The sequence below is a fragment of the Arcicella sp. GW821-FHT09D11 genome, assembly GCF_059416265.1.
The window spans coordinates 64,598-85,663 of the sequence record NZ_JBWKOV010000012.1; the positions used below are offsets into that span (position 1 = coordinate 64,598).

Below are 21,066 nucleotides of genomic sequence, written 5' to 3' on the forward strand. Positions count from 1 at the left end.
AAAGTGTAAATTTAATGCTAAATTTTATGTATTACATTAAAATATTTATATGAGGTAACTCAATAAAAACAACAAAGTCCATCATTAAGACGGACTTTGTTAAAAAATAGCACAGCTTATTGCTTACAGCCTAAAGCCTACAGCCAAAAAAACTATACATTAATATCACCAACCATTTCTTCTGGTTTCACCCAAGCGTCAAATTCTTCTGCTGTTAAGTAACCTAAAGCAATAGCAGTTTCCTTTAAAGTTGAGCCATTTTTATGAGCAGTCTGAGCAATCTCAGCCGATTTATAATAACCAATCTTAGTGTTCAAAGCCGTTACCAACATCAACGAGTTGTTTACGTGTTTCTTGATATTTTCGTGTAATGGCTGGATACCTTCCGCACATTTATCATTAAATGCCACACACACATCGCCAATCAGACGAGCAGAGTGAAGGAAGTTGAAAATCATAACAGGTTTGAAAACGTTCAATTCAAAATGACCCATCGAACCGCCAATACCGATTGCTACGTCGTTACCCATTACCTGTGCCGACACCATCGTCATCGCTTCGCACTGTGTTGGGTTAACTTTACCAGGCATGATAGATGAACCCGGCTCGTTGTCGGGAATATAAATTTCACCAATACCCGAACGTGGTCCCGACGAAAGCATACGAACATCGTTACCGATTTTCATTAAGCTAACCGCTACAGTTTTCAATGCTCCGTGAGCCTCCACGATAGCATCGTGTGCAGCCAAGGCTTCAAATTTATTTTCAGCTGTAATAAATGGTAAGCCCGTTAGGTCAGCAATATGTTTTGCTACGTTTTCAGAATATCCTTTTGGCGTATTGATACCCGTACCTACAGCAGTACCACCCAAGGCTAATTCAGAAAGGTGAGCTAACGTATTGTTAATAGCACGCAAACCGTGGTCAAGCTGAGAAACATAACCCGAGAATTCTTGTCCTAAAGTCAAAGGCGTAGCATCCATAAAGTGGGTACGACCAATCTTTACTACATCCTTAAATTCTTTTGCTTTAGCATCTAGCGTATTACGCAATTTGGTGATGCCCGGAATAGTTACTTCTACCAAAATCTTGTATGCCGCAATGTGCATCGCCGTTGGGAAAGTATCGTTAGACGACTGCGATTTGTTTACATCATCGTTCGGGTGAATGTATTTTGTTTCATCCAACAAATCTCCACCGTTAATTACGTGGGCTCTGTAAGCAACAACTTCGTTACAGTTCATATTCGACTGTGTTCCCGAACCAGTTTGCCAAACTACCAAAGGAAATTGGTCGTCCAACTTGCCTTCCAAGATTTCATCACATACTTGTCCGATAAGGTTTTTCTTATCTTCTGCCAATACACCAGCCTCGAAATTGGTGATAGCTGCCGCTTTTTTCAAATAGGCAAACGCACGGATAATTTCTTTAGGCATCTTGTTGATGTCTTGAGCAATAGGAAAGTTCATGATTGAACGTTGCGTTTGAGCTCCCCAGTAAACATTGGCAGGCACTTGTACCTTGCCCATCGTGTCTTTTTCTATTCTGTATTCCATTTCTACCTTTTGAAAATATGAGAATTAGCGAATACCCCTGCTTGTTTCCAACAAGGTTACTCCTGATTAAACTTGACTGCAAAGGTAGAAATGAAAAGGAAACGTAGGATGTTTTTTTGATTTTTTTGTGGTAAATATATGTTGGCTATCTGTTGCGGGGTATCGGTCGTCAGCTTTGGGGCATCGGGTGTCGGGCTATTGGCTGTCGGTCATCGGGTATCAGCTTTCGGTGTATTACTGATGGCATGACTCAAAGTCATGCCATCAGTGAAAGTAAAAATCCGATGACCGAAAGCTAACATCCGATAGCCTTAAACCCTAAATCACTTTCGCATCAAAAGTACCCGTCAGGATTTTACCATTTCTTTTTACTTGTAGCCAAATTCTATAGTTTCCAGCCTGTGGGAATACATAAGGGAAGTTTACTGTATTATGATGTTCACTTTTGTTGGTACTATGTAACATATCAGGCATCAGAAAATTATCTCTTTCAGCTTCTGACATAACACTTAACTTCGTCATGATTTTATCTACGCTATCTTTAAAAGCGGTTGTTGGCAAGAAAATCGGTTTGGTAGATGTTTCATCCAATCTTTTTTGCATCACAGCTACCGACGTTGAAGAAACCGTTCCCGTAGGATGCAAATGAATATATACCGAACCATCATCTTTGACGACAGCCGCATGCCCCATCATGCCTAAATAGGGTTCAAGCTGGGCTTTTGTTCCATCGGGACTTACGATACTGAACTTTAAATCATAGAATTGCCCCGTCATTAACGGCTTTTTAGGGTCAGCTTCCCACACGATACTTGAGCCATCCTGTAATTTAGTTTTTACCCCAGGCGTACCGCAAATAGTTATCAGGTCACTTTTTACGGTAGCCTCTTTAGTATTCAACGGATTAGTAATGGCATAGGCATCATAGGGGTCTTTTAAAGGACTTGTCGCATGACCACTTACAATTTGTTTCGTGATTTCAACCGTATCTGCAATGGTATATTGCGACCCTTGGAGGCGCATCACATCTGCATACAACAAATACTTACCCGCAGGCAAGTCGGGCATTTGGGCTTCAAAGTTTAACGTATCTTTTCGGGTAGGATGTAAATGAGCAAATACATCCATCGTCCCTTGTCTAATTAAAAACAAGTGCATCAGTTTGCCGTGGTCAGGAATGGCGTAACTTAGCCAACGTCTTTTTACAGAATTGCTATCAATCTGTAATTTCAATACCGATATTCCATTTTCTTCTACCACTTTGGTGTTGGCAGTGTAAGGTTGGTATAGCTCTCTTTTATAGTCGTTGGTCAATCCGTCCCACCAGTTATTTCCGACAAAAAGCAAAACGCCACAAAAACTTGCTCCAATTACTGAACCTCTGACTCTCTTTTTAATAGTAGTGTCATTACTACTTTCGCCTACAGCCTGTAAGCTGTCGCTCGTACTGGCTCCGATGATGGTAGTTAGCAGACCCACCAACAGCAAACCCAATCCTGCCAACATCCAACCCAGCGACGGTGCCATGTCACGTTTGGCAGTAGCAATGGCCACGATAGGGACAATCATGGTACCTTTGCCACGGTTGCCCGTAATCTCTACTTGCACACTGGCGGCACCTGAGTTCATCAACCAGATTTGACCTTCGTAGCGTCCTGCCTGATTGGCTACGGGAAAAGCTTCGTCTGAGCGAGGAGATCCTTCGTCACCAAACCAGTAATAAATGGGCTTAATATGTACTTTCTGAATATCATTACCATCGGTAATCACCGTTACTTTGGCCGTTCCTGGAATTACATCTGGCGGTTGTACGTATACTTGCAACGCATATTTACCCGCATTGCCTTCATAAACAACGCCCGAGCTACCGATGTGGGCATGGCTTCGGTAGGTAATGCATAAAGAAAGCAGTAGGAATAAACTGTTTAAAATATTTCTTTTCATAGTTATGTTTTTAAGGCAGGTAAAGAATTAAGAATATATCCAAAATATTTTTTATGATAAACCTGATAAACCCCGTAGCGGTTACCGCTACGAGGTATTCTTTCTATTTGCATTGCTACTTAATAAGCTGAAAGCTCATTGCTCAAAACTCAAAGCTATAAATCTACCGCTGCACTTTCTGCATCCATTTACCCCACATTAAACCTACTTTAGCAGATAAAATACCAAGTACCAAAGCCACTCCACCGCCAGTAGCCCATGCAGATACGCCTGTGGTAACATCCCAAGGAGCAAATTTATAACGATATTGCCAGTCGGCATCACTGCTATACGACCATGCGTCTGATTGGAAAAACCAGTTGCGGGCATAAGGTGATTCTAATAAGAAATTACCTGCTGGATACTGAATAATTAAGAAAGTGGCGAGGAAACCAAAGCCCATTAAAGTGGCCAATACCCAATCGTCTTGGCTCGCGAATTTTACTTTTATGATATCAATGACTAACGCTGGGAAAATCAATAATAAAGGAAATGCCGTCGTTTGATAATTGGTAACAGGGTTGGCGATTGGCCCCAATAGAGGCTCGGCTGGAAAGATTCTGAGAGTAGCGTTGATGGCGATATAATAAACCATATAAATCAAGGCTGAATAAGTAGCACCCCATTTGGTATCAGAAGCACGAGAAAAAGCAATGATTAACATCGGAAACAATGCCGCACCTATTTGGTAAAACAAAGCACCGTGCATATTCCATCTGCCCAGAAATTCAAACATAAACGTATAGGCTGTCGCAAATACCATGCCTGCGGTAAAAATAAAAATCCAACGTAAACGAATTATGCGGGCTTTGTTTTGTTCGGTACTTAAACGCGCTATTTTTTCTTTTCTGTTCAAAATCGCTAACACCATAATCATGGCACCGATTTGAATGGCAATCAAACCCAATAATAAAACAGTATGTGGAGGTGAGAAAATCTGAACGTCTAGTCCATAAGTATTATGCCACCAGTCGTCAAAAGGAGCAGATGTACCCGCGGCAAAACCTCCCCAAATACAGAGCATTCCGCCCAAAGAGCTATAAAAAATACCCCAGAAGTTAACCATCTTACCTTTTTCAGCAGCATTACCCCAAAACGAAGTTTTGAGTACCTGAAAACCTGAGATAATACCTGCAAAGGCAGCACCGATGTAAATTAAATTGTGTGGAGCAGAGAACAGTCCGTCTCTTCCTATCGTCATGTGCCACGCAATATCCCATAGGATGCCACTGATAACCAAGCACGAACAAATAGCTACCACATATACATACATAGGAATACCCAAAAGGAGGCTAGCAAAACTTGTTTTACTTTGCTGGGTGTGCACAGCAGGATTAAAAACGCTTGTTGATTCCATATTGTTAAATAAATTTTGAAGAGATTTTATTGAAAATAGGTAACTAAATTAATGAATAAAACCAAGATAATCAGGGAGTCTGACAAATTGTTTAATATCCTAGATGCCAAAAAGCATAAAAGGGTTGCAAGAAGTTATTGACAAGCAATTGTATTACTCCAGAAGTCTTGATAGTTTTGTGAAACGGTTACTTATTATTAGTATCGTATTATTTTAACAATTATTTGATGATCTTCTTTTGTTAAATATTCTGGCGTAAGCATTCAGTGAAATTCCACTGTTTGAGCGGAGCGAGTTTGGAATTTCTTGACTTTCTTTTGTTACTTTTCTTGTGTCAAGACAAGAAAAGTAAGGTCTTACGAAACTAAATATCATATTTAAAAGGAGTAGATTCAGATAGACATTATTAATCATATATTATAGTATTAACCGAGCAAAATCGCTTGTGTTTCTATCAATCTATAAAAAACAAAATATGGCAACTTGGTATTTAGGTAAAATACGTTACCAACGTGAAGACGAAGCGGGTTCTTTAAAAACAATCAATGAGGCATACTTGGTAGATGCCGTTTCATATACCGAAGCAGAAGCTAGGATGTTTGAAGTAGTGGCAAGTAATACACCTGACTTTCAGTTGATTAATTTGGCTAAAATGAAGCTGAGTGAAGTTTTCTTTGAAGAAAATGGCTCAGAAATCTGGTATAAAGCCAAAGTACAATACATCACTTTCGACGAAAAAACACAAAAAGAAAAGAAAGTACCACACATGATGTTAATCAATGCTGAAAACCCAAAAGAGGTGTACGAGGCTTTGGTAAAAAACTTAGGAAATTTAAACGATTATCTGATTACAGATATCAACATTACTACTATTTTAGAGGTGTGTCCGTATGTTCCTGAAAACGAGCTACTGAAAAAAGGTAATTTCAGACCCGTAGCCGAAGTATTGGCCGAACAGGAAAGCCAATTGGCAGATCAAGCGAATCAATCATAAATGAAAGCTTAATGAATAACGAAGAAATTGTCGCCTTACTTGAACTGACGGTAAAGCTGCTTGAATTACACGACGAAAACGAATTCAAAATCAAAAACCTTGGTTTTGCAGTGCGTGCTTTGGATAAAACTACCGAAGATTTACTCAATATGTCGGTAGCTCAATTATCAACCTTGCCAAGTGTTGGGAAAAGTATTGCGACAAAAATTGAGGAAATCGCCCGCACGGGTACTAGCCAAGAGCTTTCTGAATTGTTGGCTCGGACGCCCGAAGGTGTGTTGGAGATGCTTGCCATCAAAGGCATTGGCCCCAAAAAAGTACGGGCGATTTGGAAAGAACTCAATATTACCGATACTCGCGAATTGTTGATAGCTTGTGAAAACGGTCATGTAGCAAAATTGAAGGGCTTCGGTGAGAAAATCCAAAATACCATCAAAGAATCTATCTTGTACGCACAGTCGAATACAGGGAAACTTCGGATGGAGAAAGGAGAAGAGTTGGCTCAAGTATTATTCGACGAACTAGAAGGACATTTCGAACAGGTGTCAATCGTAGGTGATGTCAGACGCAAAAACGAAATCGTAGAAAGCATTCAGCTAGTAGTGGGGCATGATAAACCTTGGGAAGTGCAGCAATTTATCAATACCTTACCGACGCTACAACAAGACGAAAAATCGTCGTCGCCATTTGCTTGGCGTGGACATTTTGAAGGCAAAGGCATCGATATTGAAATATTGATTTGTTCACCAGCTCAGTTTGTCAACCAAGTGTTTATCTATTCGGCTTCGCCCAAACATTTGGCTACTCAGCATTTATTAAAGACGGTTCAAAAACAAAGCTTTGAGTCGGAAGAAGCCATTTATGCCAGCGTGAATGTACCTTATATCATTCCCGAAATGCGTGAGGGCAATTTCGAGTTTGATTGGGTTCAAAAGCATCAGAATGAGGAATTGATTACGTGGGATGCCCTAAAAGGTATTTTGCATAATCATTCTACCTATTCAGACGGCAGACATACGCTAAAAGAAATGGCAGATTACTGTCGTGAATTGGGTTTTGAATATTTAGGTATCGCCGACCACTCTAAAACGGCATCTTATGCCAAAGGACTTTCGGAAGAAAGGATTTTTGAGCAACATGCCGAAATAGACCGCCTGAATCAACAATATGCTTTGATGACCGACCGCCCTTTTAAAATCTTGAAAGGGATAGAGTCTGATATTTTGGGCGATGGTTCTTTAGACTATCCCGATGATGTACTCCAGAGTTTTGATTATATCGTGGCTTCTATCCATCAAAACCTAAAAATGACGGAAGAAAAAGCGATGTCGAGGCTAATAGCGGCTATCGAAAATCCTTATACTACTATTTTGGGACACCCGACGGGCAGACTGTTGTTATCAAGAGCGGGTTATCCTGTAGACTATCAGAAGATGATAGATGCCTGTGCTGCTAACAACGTAGTGATAGAAATCAATGCTAGTCCCTATCGTTTAGATTTAGATTGGCGGTGGATACAATATGCTTTAGAAAAAGGCGTAAAATTATCCATCAATCCCGATGCCCATGAAATGGAGGGTTATTTTGATATGCACTATGGCGTAGCGGTAGCTCGCAAAGGGGGACTAACTACTGATATGACGTTTAATACGTTGAGTTTACAAGAAATAGAGGCTTATTTAAAGAAGTAATATTCAGTCTTTACTTTTAGGGCGTGACTTAAGTCACGCCCTAAAAGTAAAGAAACGCAGTCGCTCGTATTTTACGAGTGACGACTATTAACAGGCATCATGCCTGAAATATCAGCCATCAAATCCTAACAAAAAAACGGGATGAGCTGTGCCACTAATCTGGCATAACTCATCCCGTTTTCCTGATAAAGTTGGAGTGATTAACTACAAACCTTGATATTAAACACTTTCCTTAACGCTACTTAGAGAAAGTTTTACACGCTTTTTGTTGATTATTTTTCTTAGCGGAGTTTCAAAATAGGTATAACTAAGCCCAGAAAATACTATTAAAATGATTAAACTTAAATAAAAAATCACAGCTGGATTTTCTATATTAAGGTATTGAATAATGCCACCAGCCCAAATGAATATTGGTACTTGCAGGATATAGATACTATAGCTTATTTCTCCTAAAAACACCAAAACTTTATTGTTTGATATTTTTGTTAGTACGCCATTATTGGCAGAAATCAGTATTATTAATGGAATGAAAATGAATGCTAACATGCCATTATGGTAATTGATACCAATGTTGAATTTCAAGAGAATTGACAATAATATGGTTAGCCCGATAATATGCAAATCATAGTTTCTTTCTTTAACTCCCTGCAAAAAATATATCCCTGCAATATTTCCTATTAAAAACTCACTTAAATGCATCAATGGAAAATAGTATAAGAATTCATGACTTTCTGTACCAGCGCCATCATAAAAAGAAGAATATCTCAACGCATGAAAAGCGATTTGGCTAATAGTAAAGAAAACAAAAATTGGAATGACTACTTTATTAAGAGGATATTTTTTATAGAAAAAGTTAAAGATAAAAGGGAAAGTAGCATAAAAAAACATCTCTACCGATAGAGACCATCCTGGGGAATTAAATGATAATGCATATCCAGGAATATAAGTTTGAATTAATATAATATTTAGTATTAATCCTTCATAATCAATTGGTTTATGTCGAAACACTAAAGAGGCTAAGAGTATTAATATGGCTAAGAAATATACAGGATAAATTCGTGCAAACCTTTTTTTGATATAATCTCCAAATTCAATCTTTTCTTTATTGCCGTATGCAATAATCATTACAAATCCCGAGAGGATGAAAAAATAACTTACTCCTATATTAGCTTGTCTGAATAAAAAATCTATTGTAACATGATTAAATGGGAAAATATCCTTGCCATAATGGAATACAACAATAGAAATTGCTGCCAAAAACCTTGTAAATGTTAACTGTTCTAGTCTCATAGTTTAAATATGTGTTATTTTATAGTGTTTAGCGATAATGAATAATTGATGCCATCAATTATTACGTGTTGCTAAATCTATTAGCGGTCTTGAGAATTGAATCTAATTTTTTATGTAGCGGGAAATACTCCTAACGAAAAGGAACTTATAGGCTAAATTGTTGATATTTTAATTCACTATCAACTTCATATTTTTGAACTATTTATTATTATTTTATTGCAAGACTCAACAAATATAAAAGAAAAACTGGAAAACCTATTCTTTTAAGAACGATAAGTGTTTTTAGTATATATTTTCTTGATATTGTATTGTTTTATGGCAAATTGCTGTAAAATAATACATATTATAAACCATTAATATTGACTTTATCTTACAGAATACCTTATATTTTAACGTGAAATAATGCATTTTTGAGTTTTATTGTTGGAGTAGAAAATTGACAATAAAAATCTTTTTGCTCTTTTAAAAGCTGTGGGATTTTGTTTCTTATTACTCTTTTATGAGCTAAATATCAATAAGGCTTAGCTGTTTTGCATCCTTAAATCTTATACCTTTTTAACCCGCAGATTTTCGCTGATTTGATACGCTGATTTGCAGAGATTTTTAGGCAATCACATCTTATATCTTCAATCTTGTGTCTAATATCTTCAAATCCTAAAGTCTGACAATCCTAAAGTCCTCCAGTCTAAAATCCCATCTTCCAACTCTGATTTCTATATTCCCCAGGTGTCAACCCTGTGATTCTTTTAAAAATCCTTGAGAAATATTGTAGGTTATCAAAGCCTGTATCCTGAGCGATATCGATAAACTGTTTGTTGGTCGTGGTGATAAGGTATTGGGCGCGCTCTATTCGTTTTTCAAGAATATACTTGATAGGGCTTTTACCCAAACTTTGATGAAATATCCTTGAAAAATAATCTACGTTCAAATTGGCACGATTGGCTAGTTGACTGACCGAAAGCTGCTGATTGATATTAAGTTGGATATAACTAATGGCATCCATAATGACAGATGGAGTAACATCTATTTGATTGTATTTGAAAGCAGGTGGAGCAAGGAATCGTGCAATCAATTGAAACAGGATCCCTTGAGTTTCATAGCGAATTGAAATACTCTGTAGGTTGTTCAACTGTTGGTATTCCTTATAAAAAATGTCTTTTTCATATACCTTCGGGTTGTCTGACCTATTGATGCCTCGCCCAGGATTAATGGCTAAAATCCGATGAAAATTAGCAATGTCGGTCGCAGTTACCTCTAATTCCATCACTGTTCTGGAATGCGTAAACAGCGATAAACCATCTGGGGATTCTTCAAAAAACTGGATAAAATATTGGCTCAGAAAATTGTTACAGGTAAGGTTACACAGTGTAAAACTAGGAATAAGGTACAGATGCCCCGCTTTTAAGTGAATCGTTCCTTCTGCGTTTGAAATCGTCCCTTCTCCACCATCAATATAGTATAAACGATAATAGGGACTGATTACATTGTTGAAGTTCCAGCTAGTATCTAGTTTAACGTAGTCTACATTCAGTAAAGAAAAATAGTTTCTAATTAACATTTTCGCAATACACTTTAGATTTAATGATGAATCGGCTACCCGATATGTTTATACGCTCCTGTTCCCTTTAAGAATAAGAATGATTAGACGACTTCACCCACAAAGTCATGTCATACCCTATCAGGTTTTGAAAAGCAATAGTCGGAATTGTGCAAAAATCTGTCAAATTTATACAAAAAAATAACAATTCGTAGCTGATAAATTTGTAGGTATCAAGTAAAACAAGATTAAACCGAAAAAACATTTAACATGAATCGAAGAAAACTTCTCCAAGGTCTTGCCTTAGGGATACCTAGTCTTTTGGCATCCAAAAGCTTTGCTAACAATATCTTGCCTTTCTCTGAAAACCACAAAGGGTTAGAACCTATCACTTCTGGTCCATTTAAACCTACGTGGGAATCTCTTCAAAGTTACCAGACACCCGATTGGTTCCGTGATGCAAAATTTGGAATGTGGGCACACTGGGGACCGCAATGTCAGGCAGAGGCAGGCGACTGGTACGCCCGAGAGATGTATATGGAAGGGAGCAAAAAATATAAGTACCATCTTGAAAAATATGGACACCCTTCGGTTTTCGGATTCAAAGACGTCATTAACGTTTGGAAAGCCGAGCAGTGGAATCCCGAAGAATTAGTGTCGCTTTATAAAAACTGTGGTGCGCAGTATTTTATGGCCTTGGCGAATCACCACGATAACCTTGATCTCTATGATAGTAAATATCAGAAAAACTGGAACGCTACGAAGGTGGGACCTAAGAAGGACATCATTGGTGGCTGGGCAAAAGCAGCCAAGAAAAATAGTTTGCCATTTGGAGTAAGTGTACACGCCGCCCATGCGTGGAGTTGGTTTGAAACTGCACAAAGGGCTGATAAAAACGGGTCTTACGCTGGTGTACCTTATGATGGTAAACTTACTAAGCAAGATGGTAAAGGAAAATGGTGGGAAGGGTTAGACCCTCAGGAGCTATACGCCCAAAACCATCCGTTGAGCGAAAATAGTCTGGACAATGGGATGATACACAAGCAGTGGCATTGGGGCAATGGCGTGGCTGTTCCTACCCAAGCTTATATCGAGAAGTTTTATAACAGGACGATAGATTTAATCAATAAATACAGTCCAGACCTTGTGTATTTTGATGATTCACAATTGCCTATGTGGCCTATTAGCGATGTTGGCTTGCGAATTACTGCACACTTATATAATAAAAGCATTAAAGATAAGGGCAAACTAACAGGGGTAATTAATGGTAAAATCTTGGATGAAAACCAACGGAAAGCCATCATCTGGGACATAGAAAGAGGACAAAGCAACAGCATTGAGCCATTTACTTGGCAAACCGATACTTGTATTGGCGACTGGCACTATAATCGTGGACTCTACGACCGTAAGGGTTATAAATCAGCCAAAACAGTTATTCATACATTGATTGATGTAGTCAGTAAAAATGGTAACCTGATGTTAAATATTCCTTTGCGTGGCGATGGCTCTATCGATGAACTAGAAAGAAAGATTGTGGAAGACATAGGCGTATGGATGAGGGCGAATGGAGATAGTATCTATGGCACACGTCCTTGGAAAATATTTGGTGAAGGTCCTGCCCAAGAAGGAGCGGCGGCATTAAGTGCTCAGGGCTTTAATGAAGGCAAAGGCAAGCCATTTACAGATAAGGATATTCGGTTTGTAGTAAAGGGTGAAAACCTGTTTGCTACGGTGATGGGATGGCCAACAACAGGAGAGGTGCTTATCAAAAGTCTTGGAACAAACAGCCCGTATCGTTCATCAAAAATTAATCAGGTAGTGTTATTATCGACCCAGCAGGCATTAAAGTTTGAACAAACTAACGAGGGACTTAAAGTGTTTTTCCCAACATCAATGCCTGAGGAATCGTATGCTAATGCTTTGAAGATTAGTTGAGTAGATATCGGTATGGTAAAATGGTTTTTCAAACAGAATAGCAGTTGCCCAACCGAATTATGCATCTTGTTCTCTTCAAAAGTAAGATTGTTAGCAAAACCCTTTCTATTAGCGGGTGACTTAAGTCACCCGCTAATAGAAAGGGTTTTGAAGATTTCTCGCGCTTATTGGTATTGTCAGCAACAAGATATGCGACAGCAATACGTTCACGTATTGTGGCTAAATGTTTTGCTCAGATGTGCTTTGTTATCTTTTCTCTTAGCAGGTGACTTAAGTCACCTGCTAAGAGAAAAGATACTCCCCTTTAAAACTTCAAAATATTATTTTCAATATCATGATAAAGCAATACTGACCAATGTTCTTCTTTGGCTTGTTGTTCCCATCGTTCTCTAAGTTCCTTTGCTTTTTTGCCATCAAAATCGCTTTTATAAGCTAGGTGAAATCTTAGGTAACTCTCTTGCGGAAGGTTGTCTGCTCCATAAAAAACAATGTCCCAGGCTTGGTCCGAGTCTTCCTTAATCCAAAATACCTGATGAAAAGGCGAATGTCCGCCCGTTACTTCATACGAAATATAGTTGTCTATAAGTCCCTTATGATTGTCTAAAAAATGTAAATTAGGGAGTAACGCTAATTGCGCTAAAATGGCTTGGTTAAAAGATGGATTATCTGGTTGGGTTAAGGCATATTCCAATTCTTCTTTCTGAAGATAAATGGTAGCATCGGGAAAGTTTTGAATAAAAACATCGTCTTTAAAATATCCAATGCCTTCAAGATGATCTTTGTGCAAATGCGAAAGCAATACTTTGGTAATTTGGTGGACTTCATACCCAGCTTGCTTTATCAGATAGATAATTTGTGGCTGATTGTCTTGCCAAAAGCCCAAGCCAGCATCTAGCAGAATAACGTCGTTATTGGTAATCACCAAAAACGGGCATACTGCCATTTTCAAACTTTTAGCATCTATCTGTCCAGCATTTTCATGGGTAACCTTTGTAAATTGCTTTTGTTTATTAACGGCATAAATGCCTTCGTTCAATGCTATAATATCCATTTTTATACAATAATATTCAATTTATCATCCACATATACGCCCCTTGTATAATTCCTAATCAGTCAAAAAGAAATTATTAGGATACTAATTAGCAAACATAACGATGGCGTTTACAGTTACCTTTTGAGAAAACAAAGATACAATAAATGATAACCGTAAGAACAAACGTCTTTTTTGAGGCTATTATTTACCTTCAAGCCCTGCCAAAGTTTTAGGCTTTTTGCGTTATCTTTCTGAAAAACTCTGCCATGAAAAGATTTTTACCGATAATCCTGTTGCTGAATACATTTACTTTATGGGCTCAGACAGACTCTAGCCTGAAAGTTACTGAACTCCAACCCGTAGTTATCAGCTCGTCACGTTTTGTAGGAAAAGATATTCAAACTCCGCTGGCCGTCTCCGTTATCGACCAAGCACGTTTACAAACAGGACAATCCAAGCTTTCGATGTTTGATGCCCTTGGAGCGGTGCCTGGGGTTTTTGCGATGAACTCCGAAAACTTTGCTCAGGATTTACGCATTTCTATTCGAGGATTTGGAGCAAGGGCATCCTTCGGTATTCGTGGGTTGAAGGTAGTGATGGATGGTATTCCAGAATCTATCCCAGACGGCACTGCCAAAGTAGGTAATTTAGATATGGGCTTGATGGAACGTGTAGAAGTAATCAAAGGCCCTACAGCAGGGTTGTATGGCAATGCTTCGGGGGGCGTTATCAGCCTTTTTTCTGAAACTCCGAAACAGTTTTTTGCGGAGGTTCAAAGCACTTTTGGCTCTTTTGGTTTTCAGCGTCTTCAATTTAAAACGGGGCAGGAGATTGGGAAAGTAACCTACTTCGTCAATGCCTCTAGGCTCACGAGTACGGGTTATCGTGACCATAGTGCTTTGGAGCGTAATTTCTTGAATGGAAAATTGATTTATAAGTTTTCAGACAAAATAAACCTGACCGTTTTGATGAGCTATGTAGATAGCCCCAAAGCAGAAGACCCAGGAGGATTGACCCTAGCAGAAATTGATAAAAACAGACAGCAGGCTCGCCAGACCAATTTGGATTACAACGCTTATGAGACTTTTAAACAAGCCAAATTTGCCTTGATTTATGACCAAAAAATTGGTGAAAAACACCAAATCAGTGCAAGAGGATTTTATTTGAATAGAGATTTTAGTAATCAGCAGGCTTTTGAAGCGAGTGGACAAATAGTCTTTAAAAGAGATTTTTCGGGCGGAGGGTTCAACTATCAGTTTACCGATAAAAAATACCGACTAAAAGCAGGTGTCGACCTTGAAAATCAGCAAGATAATCGACAAAGATATGATAATAAAAAAGGAGAAAGAAGTACGCTGAGGTTAGACCAAATAGAAGAATTTAGCAACGTAGGAGCATTTATTTTGCAAGAATATACGTTCAGTCCGAAATTTAGACTTTCGTTGAATACTCGCTTTGATGATATTCAATTAAAGGTTTCGGATAAATTTCAAAGCGATGGCGACCAGTCGGCTATACAATCATTTCAGCGATTCAGTCCGATGCTCGGCTTTTCATTTTCGCCTAGTGCCAATCAATCCATTTATACCAACCTCTCAAGTAGTTTTGAAACGCCCTCTTTGAATGAATTATCCAATAATCCACAGGCCACGGGAGGTTTCAACCCTGAGTTAAGTCCGCAAAAATCAAGAAATTTCGAGGTAGGTTACAAAGGCATTTTAAACAAAAAACTAAGGGTAGATTTAGCTTTGTTTACCATTGAAGTGCAAGACGAAATTGTACCTTACCAACTAGCAGGACAAGCAGGTAGAACGTTTTTTAGAAATGCAGGATTATCTAATCGCAAAGGCATAGAAGCGGGTATCACCTATAAAATAATGGCAGGGTTAACGACTTATTTGAACTATACCTACTCGGCTTTTGCTTACAAAGAATACCAGACTACTGTAGGGAAATTCGACGGAAATACCTTACCAGGTATTCCGAAACATAATATTTATGCAGAGTTCAGGTACTTTACCAAATCAGGATTTTTCACGATTGCTCAGTTAAGAAGTATCAGTAAAATCTTTGCCGATGATGCCAATACCGTTACGAATGATGGTTATTTTACTGCCAATGTCAGATTGGGCTATCGTAAGTCAATCGGTCATTTAGTCTTTGAGCCTTTTGTGGGTATCAATAATTTATCAAATACTGTTTATAATGCTAATGTTCAAATCAACGCCACAGCGAATAGATACTTTGAACCCGCTTCGGGAAGATTCTTGTTTGGTGGAATTAGTGTGAGGATTTGAGAAAATCAGCGTTCATTTGTCAGTTTAAAAATTACCCGCAGATGAACGCTGATTTTTTTCGCTGATTTTCGCTGATTTTTCTCCGCAAATCTGCGTTTTTTTTCTCCGTTCATCTGCGGGTAATTTTAAAATCCGCTGATTCTTTTTTCTCCATTAATCTTAGGATAAATATTTTTCACTAAATTCTTCAAAAATTATATTAACTTCGCAATCCCAAAGAATGAAACGAATATTTTTCATTTGATGTTTATTGAACAAATGGGGGCGACCGGTATTGACAGCTTGTGCAGGTCGGTGGTAAGCACGTCGGGAGTTGGTCTGATCTCCTGTTAAAAATTAGTCCGAAAAACAACCGGCAATACTCAGTATGCCATGGCAGCTTAATCCTTAAGGGATTTCGTTTTGGATAGTTATCAACGGAGTTGGAGCTATTCGCCACACCCCACTCGGCTAAACTCTGCCGCTGGGATACGGGGTGTCGAAACGCAGAGTCGAATGTTGTGATTTCTCTAAGCAAACATTTAGTACAGAGAGGATAAGGATAGATTAAGGTCTGGCTTGAACCCTGCCTATCTCGAAAAAATAATCAAGACTAAACGTGAAGAAAGCTATCGAGTTCCTTGTCTGGACGAGAGTTCGAATCTCTCCGTCTCCACTTAAAAAAACCGCTTATACACATTGTATAAGCGGTTTTTTTGTTTTTGGAAGGAATAAAATGGCAGTAAAATGGCAGTAAAATCTTGCCTTTCTTGCCTTTGTTGGTGTTATTCCACCAACAAATCGAGCGAAATGCGTTGCTGTCGCCAATGTTGTTGGTGAACAAACACCAACAACATTGGCGACAGCAACAATGGCACCAACGACCGCATAAAGCCATAATGAAATAAGCTATTTCAAATTACTGTTAAAAAACATTACTAGCTTATCAAACGGAATTTTATCCATTCTATCATATAAATCAACGTGAACAGCCGTTGGTATTATCATTAGCTCTTTTGGCTCGTTAGCTGCTTTATAGGCATCTTCACTAAAATACCTAGAATGGGCATTTTCTCCAGCAATCAAAAGCATTGGTCTCGGTGAAATTTCTTTAATGTATGTCAGGATAGGCATATTCATAAAAGACATCGGGTTCGTAGCCGTCCATGATGCATTTGAATTAATCGAACGTACATGAAACCCGCGAGGAGTTTTGTAATAATCGAAATACTCTTTTACAAACTGAGGCTCGCTACCTGTTAGTTTCTCAGGCAAATTGTTTGACGAAGGTGCAAACGATTGGTTCTCTGCATCTTTCCATCGCTGTTGTGCTAAATGTTCAAGATTTTGGGTGCGCTGTTCAGCGGTTACTACATCATTATACCCTCTCGACATCACCCGTGTCATATCATACATACTTGTTGTAGCCACAGCTTTAATTCGCTTATCTATGGCGGTGGCATTTAAGGCAAAACCTGCAAAACCGCAGATCCCAATAATGCCAATTTTGTTTCTGTCTATATTTTTCTGTAAGCCTAAAAAGTCAACCGCAGCACTAAAATCCTCCGTATTTATATCGGGTGAGGCTACATTTCGAGGCTCACCACTGCTTTCGCCCGTATAAGAAGGGTCAAAAGCCAAGGTAGCAAAGCCATGTTCGGCCATTGTTTGGGCATACAATCCAGAAGATTGTTCTTTCACTGCCCCAAAAGGCCCGCTAATGGCCAGTGCTGAAAGTAATTGATGTTGATTTTTGGGAAGATATAAATCCCCTACAAGCGTGATCCCATAACGATTTTTAAAACGTACTTTTTGTCGGGTTACTTTATCGCTTAACTGAAAAGTATAATGATTGGGTGCTGTATTCATTTTCGTAGTATTTACGTTGTTTTGACTGAACGATTGCCCTGCTATTGTTAGGATCATCATTGTATGAGCAAGTATTTTTTTCATTCTCTTAAATGGCTGTTTGTTAAATGGTCTTTAGTATTTTAGCAGGAATCCCCCCCACAATTACATTATCGGGAACATCTTTAGAAACCACTGCCCCAGCAGCTACTATCGAATTTTCGCCAATGGTTACTCCTGGCAAAATAGTTGCTCCTACACCAATCCAAGCCCCTTTCTTAATTAATATGGGCTTTGAAATTGTTGCTCGTCTTTCAGCTGGATTGATAGGATGATTGGTCGTGATGAGGTTTACCTTGGGGCCAATCAATACGTTGTCTTCAAGGGTAATACCACCTCTATCCATAAAGGTGCAGGCATGATTAACAAATACATTTTTGCCAATGCTTATATTCTCGCCAAAGTCGGTATAAAATGGAGGGATAACAAAAAAGGTTTCATCTACCTTTTTGCCAATCAGCTCGCTGAAGATAGTATTAATCTCTTGCAGATTATCTGTAACAACCGTATTCAGTTTGGCAGTAGTGTGAATTGCCTTTTGAATAACCTTAAAGAGTGCCGGATAGTCGGGGTCGTCTAGTGCAATGACCTCACCTGACTTATCCCTTTCGAAGATGGATTTTTCGGGTCGATTGTCCGAAGTGTTATGAGTTGTATGTAACATCTTAATTGAGTTTGATATGCTCTTGCAAAGATATTGCCCCTCATGGCGCTACCGTTAAAGGTTATCAAACCAAAAATTAAGAATTTCAAACTTCTATTTCTCTTAATGACTTTGGATTAGTACCAGTATTTTTTTTGAAAAAGTTATTGAAGTAAGTCGGGTACTCAAATCCCAGCGCATAGGCAATTTCAGAAATGTTCCAATCAGTATGTTGCAATAGTGCTTTAGCTTCTGTTGTAATTCTTTCGGTAATATGGGTAGTCGTAGATTTCCCTGTAACCTCTTTTACAGCACGATTCAGATAGTTTACGTGTATGTTTAAATGTTGAGCGTAATCCTGTGCTGTTTTTAACTGCAAGGGTTTATCTCCAGTCTCAATTGGAAATTGCCTCTCTAATAATTCAAGGAAAACAGATGTAACCCGTGAAGTCCCGTTTTTGTGTTGATGATAATTTTCAGACGGTTGTAACTTTAGTGCTTCGTGAATGATTAGATTGATGTAGTTGCGAATAAGCTCGTCTTTATAGGCATAGTTGCTTTGCTGCTCATCAATCATTTTTTGGAAAATAGTATTTAGGAATAACCTTTGTTCCTCTGAAATTTTCAAGACGGGTGTTCCACCAATTTTAAAGAAAGGAGATTGACTCAAACTTTCTGAACGTTCAGATTGCTTTAAAAATTCTTCTGAAAACAAACAGGTATAACCTATATACTGAGTAGATATTGTTTCCCAAGAATACGGAATATGCGGATTGCCAAAAAATAAAATAGTACCTTCTTGGTCAAAGCTTTTATCGGCATAATGAATTTTGCTATGTCCTGTTGTTAGGCATATTTTAAAGAAATCCTTCCTGCTATATATGCGGGTAGCATTGCTATCGTCTTCTAACTGAAAAGCTTTAAACCCTTTCAGTTTAAGTTCGGTATTAAATTCCGAAACGCTACGTTCTACTTTTTTATTCATCTAGTAAAGTTAAGAAATTCAAACTTACTAAATACAAAGTGTTTGTTTTTTAAAGCGATTACCAATACATCGCCTTTTTGCCTTTGTTGGTGTTATTCCATCAACAAATCCATCAACAAATTGAGGCAAATGCGTTGCTGTTGCTCATGTTGTTTGTGAACAAACACCAACAAAGGCATAAAACATTATCAATCGCATAAGTTATTCAATTAATTACTTTATACATAGCATACTATAATATACATTTATACATATTTATGATATCTTTGCATATTATAATATACATTTATGGTAGATATACTAACAATAAAACATGTAAAACTTAAGATTGGCGAGTGGTGTAAACAAAAACGTCGGGAGTATGAACTCACACAAGAAGAACTTGCACGTGACCTTGGTATGTCTCGGATTACTATACAGCAATTAGAATCAGGAAAAAATGTGACGCTTGATACTTTGCTAAAGGTCGCTAATCATTTTAACAGCCTGCCTATCATATACAAGCTTTTTGAAGATGGTAGCGATATTCCCGATTCATTATATTAATCATCATGGCAACAAACAGCATTATAGAAGTATGGGTTTTTGGTACAGAATTAGGCAAGCTTGGCTATGATATAGACCAGCGTAAATGCTATTTTCAGTATAATCCACTCTTTTTAGAGTCTTGGCCTTATCCACGTATGTTTCCTTTTATTTTCAGGAAGGTGAAATCTGGGCAGGTATTTACTGATTATGAAGGAAGTACATTCAAGGGCTTGCCACCGATGATTGCCGATTCATTGCCAGATATGTTTGGCAACATCATTTTTAAAGAATGGTTTGAAGCCAATAATAAAGGTTTTGATAAAATTATGCCATTAGAGCAATTGGCTTATGTGGCTAACAGGGGCATGGGAGCACTTGAATATCGCCCTGTGATAGAAATTCCCACAACAGCAACTATAGACATTGACGAAGTGGTAGCTGTACTTCAAAAAGTACTTGATGTAAAAAAAAGTACATCGGAGAAAAACTTGAGTCACCCCGCATTGCTCAATATTTTTAAGATTGGCTCGTCTGCTGGTGGTGCACGCCCCAAGATATTGATTTCAGAACATAAGGAAACTAAAAATATTATCCCTGGCGACATCGAATACTCAGACGATTATAACCATTGGTTGGTAAAACTGTGCCTTGACGAAAACGACGGCTATAATAAAGAAAAAGTAGAATATGCCTATTATCAACTTACCCAAAAAGTGGGTATAGATATGATGCATTCCGAACTAATAGAAAACAGACATTTTGCCACGAGAAGATATGACAGGCAAAATGGCGTAAAACAGCACGTGCTCACAGCCTCTGGTCTTACAGGCTGGGACTTTATGAAACCCGAAAATGGCACTTATGAAAACGTCTTTAAATTGGCGCTAAATTTAAAAGTACCCCACAGAGATTTACAAGAGCTTTTCAAAAGAATGGTATTCAATACGGTATTTTTAAACTATGATGACCACCTCAAAAACCACAGTTTTATCTATCATCAAAAGGATGATTCATGGAGGCTTGGTCCAGCTTACGACATTACTTATCCGTTTAATGTCAGGCTTAACTACCTTAAAAAATCTAGGGCATTATCCGTCAATGGTAAACGGACAGGCTTTATATTAAAAGATTTGTTGGTAGTCGCGGAGACTTTTGCTATTAAGAACCCCAAGGGAATTATCCAAGAGGTACAAAATGCTGTTCCCCAATGGAGCTCTGTTGCACAAAACTTAGCAATCCCAGAATTTGTTATTGAAGCAATAGAGAAGGAATTTCAAACGTTTGACCTTTAGTAGGTTTAGGTTTTTTTGCCTTAGTTGGTGTTATTCCACCAACAAATCGAGTGAAATG

15 protein-coding genes and 1 other RNA gene are annotated in these 21,066 nt (G+C 38.3%); 7 read left to right on the forward strand and 9 right to left on the reverse strand.

The features are described from left to right. Positions 1-152 precede the first annotated feature (152 nt). The 3 genes from fumC to AC07N0_RS21530 all read right to left on the reverse strand — a co-directional run bounded on the left by fumC (position 153) and on the right by AC07N0_RS21530 (position 4,896). Positions 153-1,556 carry a class II fumarate hydratase gene (gene fumC / locus AC07N0_RS21520; protein ID WP_492802749.1) on the reverse strand — a complete coding sequence of 468 codons (1,404 nt, stop codon included), beginning with the start codon at positions 1,554-1,556 and terminating at the stop codon, positions 153-155. Between the two features lie 318 nt (positions 1,557-1,874). Beyond that, on the reverse strand, positions 1,875-3,500 hold the full coding sequence (locus AC07N0_RS21525; protein ID WP_494590939.1) for a DUF8832 domain-containing protein: 1,626 nt from the start codon (positions 3,498-3,500) through the stop codon (positions 1,875-1,877). Between the two features lie 163 nt (positions 3,501-3,663). Further along, positions 3,664-4,896, reverse strand: coding sequence for a hypothetical protein (locus AC07N0_RS21530; RefSeq protein WP_494590941.1), 1,233 nt, complete (start codon positions 4,894-4,896; stop codon positions 3,664-3,666). 475 nt (positions 4,897-5,371) lie between these two features. Between AC07N0_RS21530 and AC07N0_RS21535 the strand changes: the two genes are divergently transcribed. Then, on the forward strand, positions 5,372-5,890 hold the full coding sequence (locus AC07N0_RS21535) for a DUF4494 domain-containing protein (protein WP_309923434.1): 519 nt from the start codon (positions 5,372-5,374) through the stop codon (positions 5,888-5,890). An 11-nt stretch (positions 5,891-5,901) separates the two neighbouring features. Next, positions 5,902-7,581, forward strand: coding sequence for a PHP domain-containing protein (locus tag AC07N0_RS21540; RefSeq protein ID WP_494590942.1), 1,680 nt, complete (start codon positions 5,902-5,904; stop codon positions 7,579-7,581). Between the two features lie 219 nt (positions 7,582-7,800). Here the strand turns inward: AC07N0_RS21540 and AC07N0_RS21545 are convergent, their stop codons facing one another. Both AC07N0_RS21545 and AC07N0_RS21550 read right to left on the reverse strand, forming a co-directional pair. After that, positions 7,801-8,871: an acyltransferase family protein gene (locus AC07N0_RS21545; RefSeq protein ID WP_494590943.1), complete on the reverse strand. Its 1,071-nt coding sequence runs from the start codon at positions 8,869-8,871 to the stop codon at positions 7,801-7,803. Positions 8,872-9,556: 685 nt separating this feature from the next. Then, complete coding sequence (locus tag AC07N0_RS21550) at positions 9,557-10,429, reverse strand: helix-turn-helix domain-containing protein (protein ID WP_494590944.1); 873 nt, start codon at positions 10,427-10,429, stop codon at positions 9,557-9,559. A 249-nt stretch (positions 10,430-10,678) separates the two neighbouring features. Between AC07N0_RS21550 and AC07N0_RS21555 the strand changes: the two genes are divergently transcribed. Then, positions 10,679-12,343, forward strand: coding sequence for an alpha-L-fucosidase (locus AC07N0_RS21555; RefSeq protein ID WP_494590945.1), 1,665 nt, complete (start codon positions 10,679-10,681; stop codon positions 12,341-12,343). A gap of 304 nt (positions 12,344-12,647) precedes the next feature. Here AC07N0_RS21555 and AC07N0_RS21560 read toward each other — a convergent pair whose 3' ends face one another. After that, complete coding sequence (locus AC07N0_RS21560) at positions 12,648-13,394, reverse strand: MBL fold metallo-hydrolase (protein WP_494590946.1); 747 nt, start codon at positions 13,392-13,394, stop codon at positions 12,648-12,650. Between the two features lie 248 nt (positions 13,395-13,642). Here AC07N0_RS21560 and AC07N0_RS21565 point away from each other — a divergent pair, with 248 nt between their 5' ends. Further along, on the forward strand, positions 13,643-15,673 hold the full coding sequence (locus tag AC07N0_RS21565; RefSeq protein WP_494590947.1) for a TonB-dependent receptor family protein: 2,031 nt from the start codon (positions 13,643-13,645) through the stop codon (positions 15,671-15,673). Between the two features lie 260 nt (positions 15,674-15,933). After that, positions 15,934-16,331, forward strand: a transfer-messenger RNA (tmRNA) gene (gene ssrA, locus AC07N0_RS21570). A 230-nt stretch (positions 16,332-16,561) separates the two neighbouring features. On the opposite strand, the gene AC07N0_RS21575 is transcribed toward ssrA, so the two are convergent. The 3 genes from AC07N0_RS21575 to AC07N0_RS21585 all read right to left on the reverse strand — a co-directional run bounded on the left by AC07N0_RS21575 (position 16,562) and on the right by AC07N0_RS21585 (position 19,188). Continuing rightward, positions 16,562-17,581 (reverse strand): alpha/beta hydrolase, encoded by a 1,020-nt coding sequence (locus tag AC07N0_RS21575; RefSeq protein WP_494590948.1) that lies wholly within the window; start codon positions 17,579-17,581, stop codon positions 16,562-16,564. A gap of 43 nt (positions 17,582-17,624) precedes the next feature. After that, a complete protein-coding gene (locus tag AC07N0_RS21580; RefSeq protein WP_494590949.1) occupies positions 17,625-18,224 on the reverse strand; it encodes a sugar O-acetyltransferase in 600 nt (199 codons plus the stop codon). A gap of 85 nt (positions 18,225-18,309) precedes the next feature. Further along, a complete protein-coding gene (locus tag AC07N0_RS21585) occupies positions 18,310-19,188 on the reverse strand; it encodes a helix-turn-helix domain-containing protein (protein WP_494590950.1) in 879 nt (292 codons plus the stop codon). A 288-nt stretch (positions 19,189-19,476) separates the two neighbouring features. Here AC07N0_RS21585 and AC07N0_RS21590 point away from each other — a divergent pair, with 288 nt between their 5' ends. Together AC07N0_RS21590 and AC07N0_RS21595 are read left to right on the forward strand one after the other, a co-directional pair. Continuing rightward, positions 19,477-19,734: a helix-turn-helix domain-containing protein gene (locus AC07N0_RS21590; RefSeq protein WP_494590951.1), complete on the forward strand. Its 258-nt coding sequence runs from the start codon at positions 19,477-19,479 to the stop codon at positions 19,732-19,734. Positions 19,735-19,739: 5 nt separating this feature from the next. Continuing rightward, positions 19,740-21,008: a type II toxin-antitoxin system HipA family toxin gene (locus AC07N0_RS21595; protein ID WP_494590952.1), complete on the forward strand. Its 1,269-nt coding sequence runs from the start codon at positions 19,740-19,742 to the stop codon at positions 21,006-21,008. Positions 21,009-21,066: the final 58 nt, after the last annotated feature.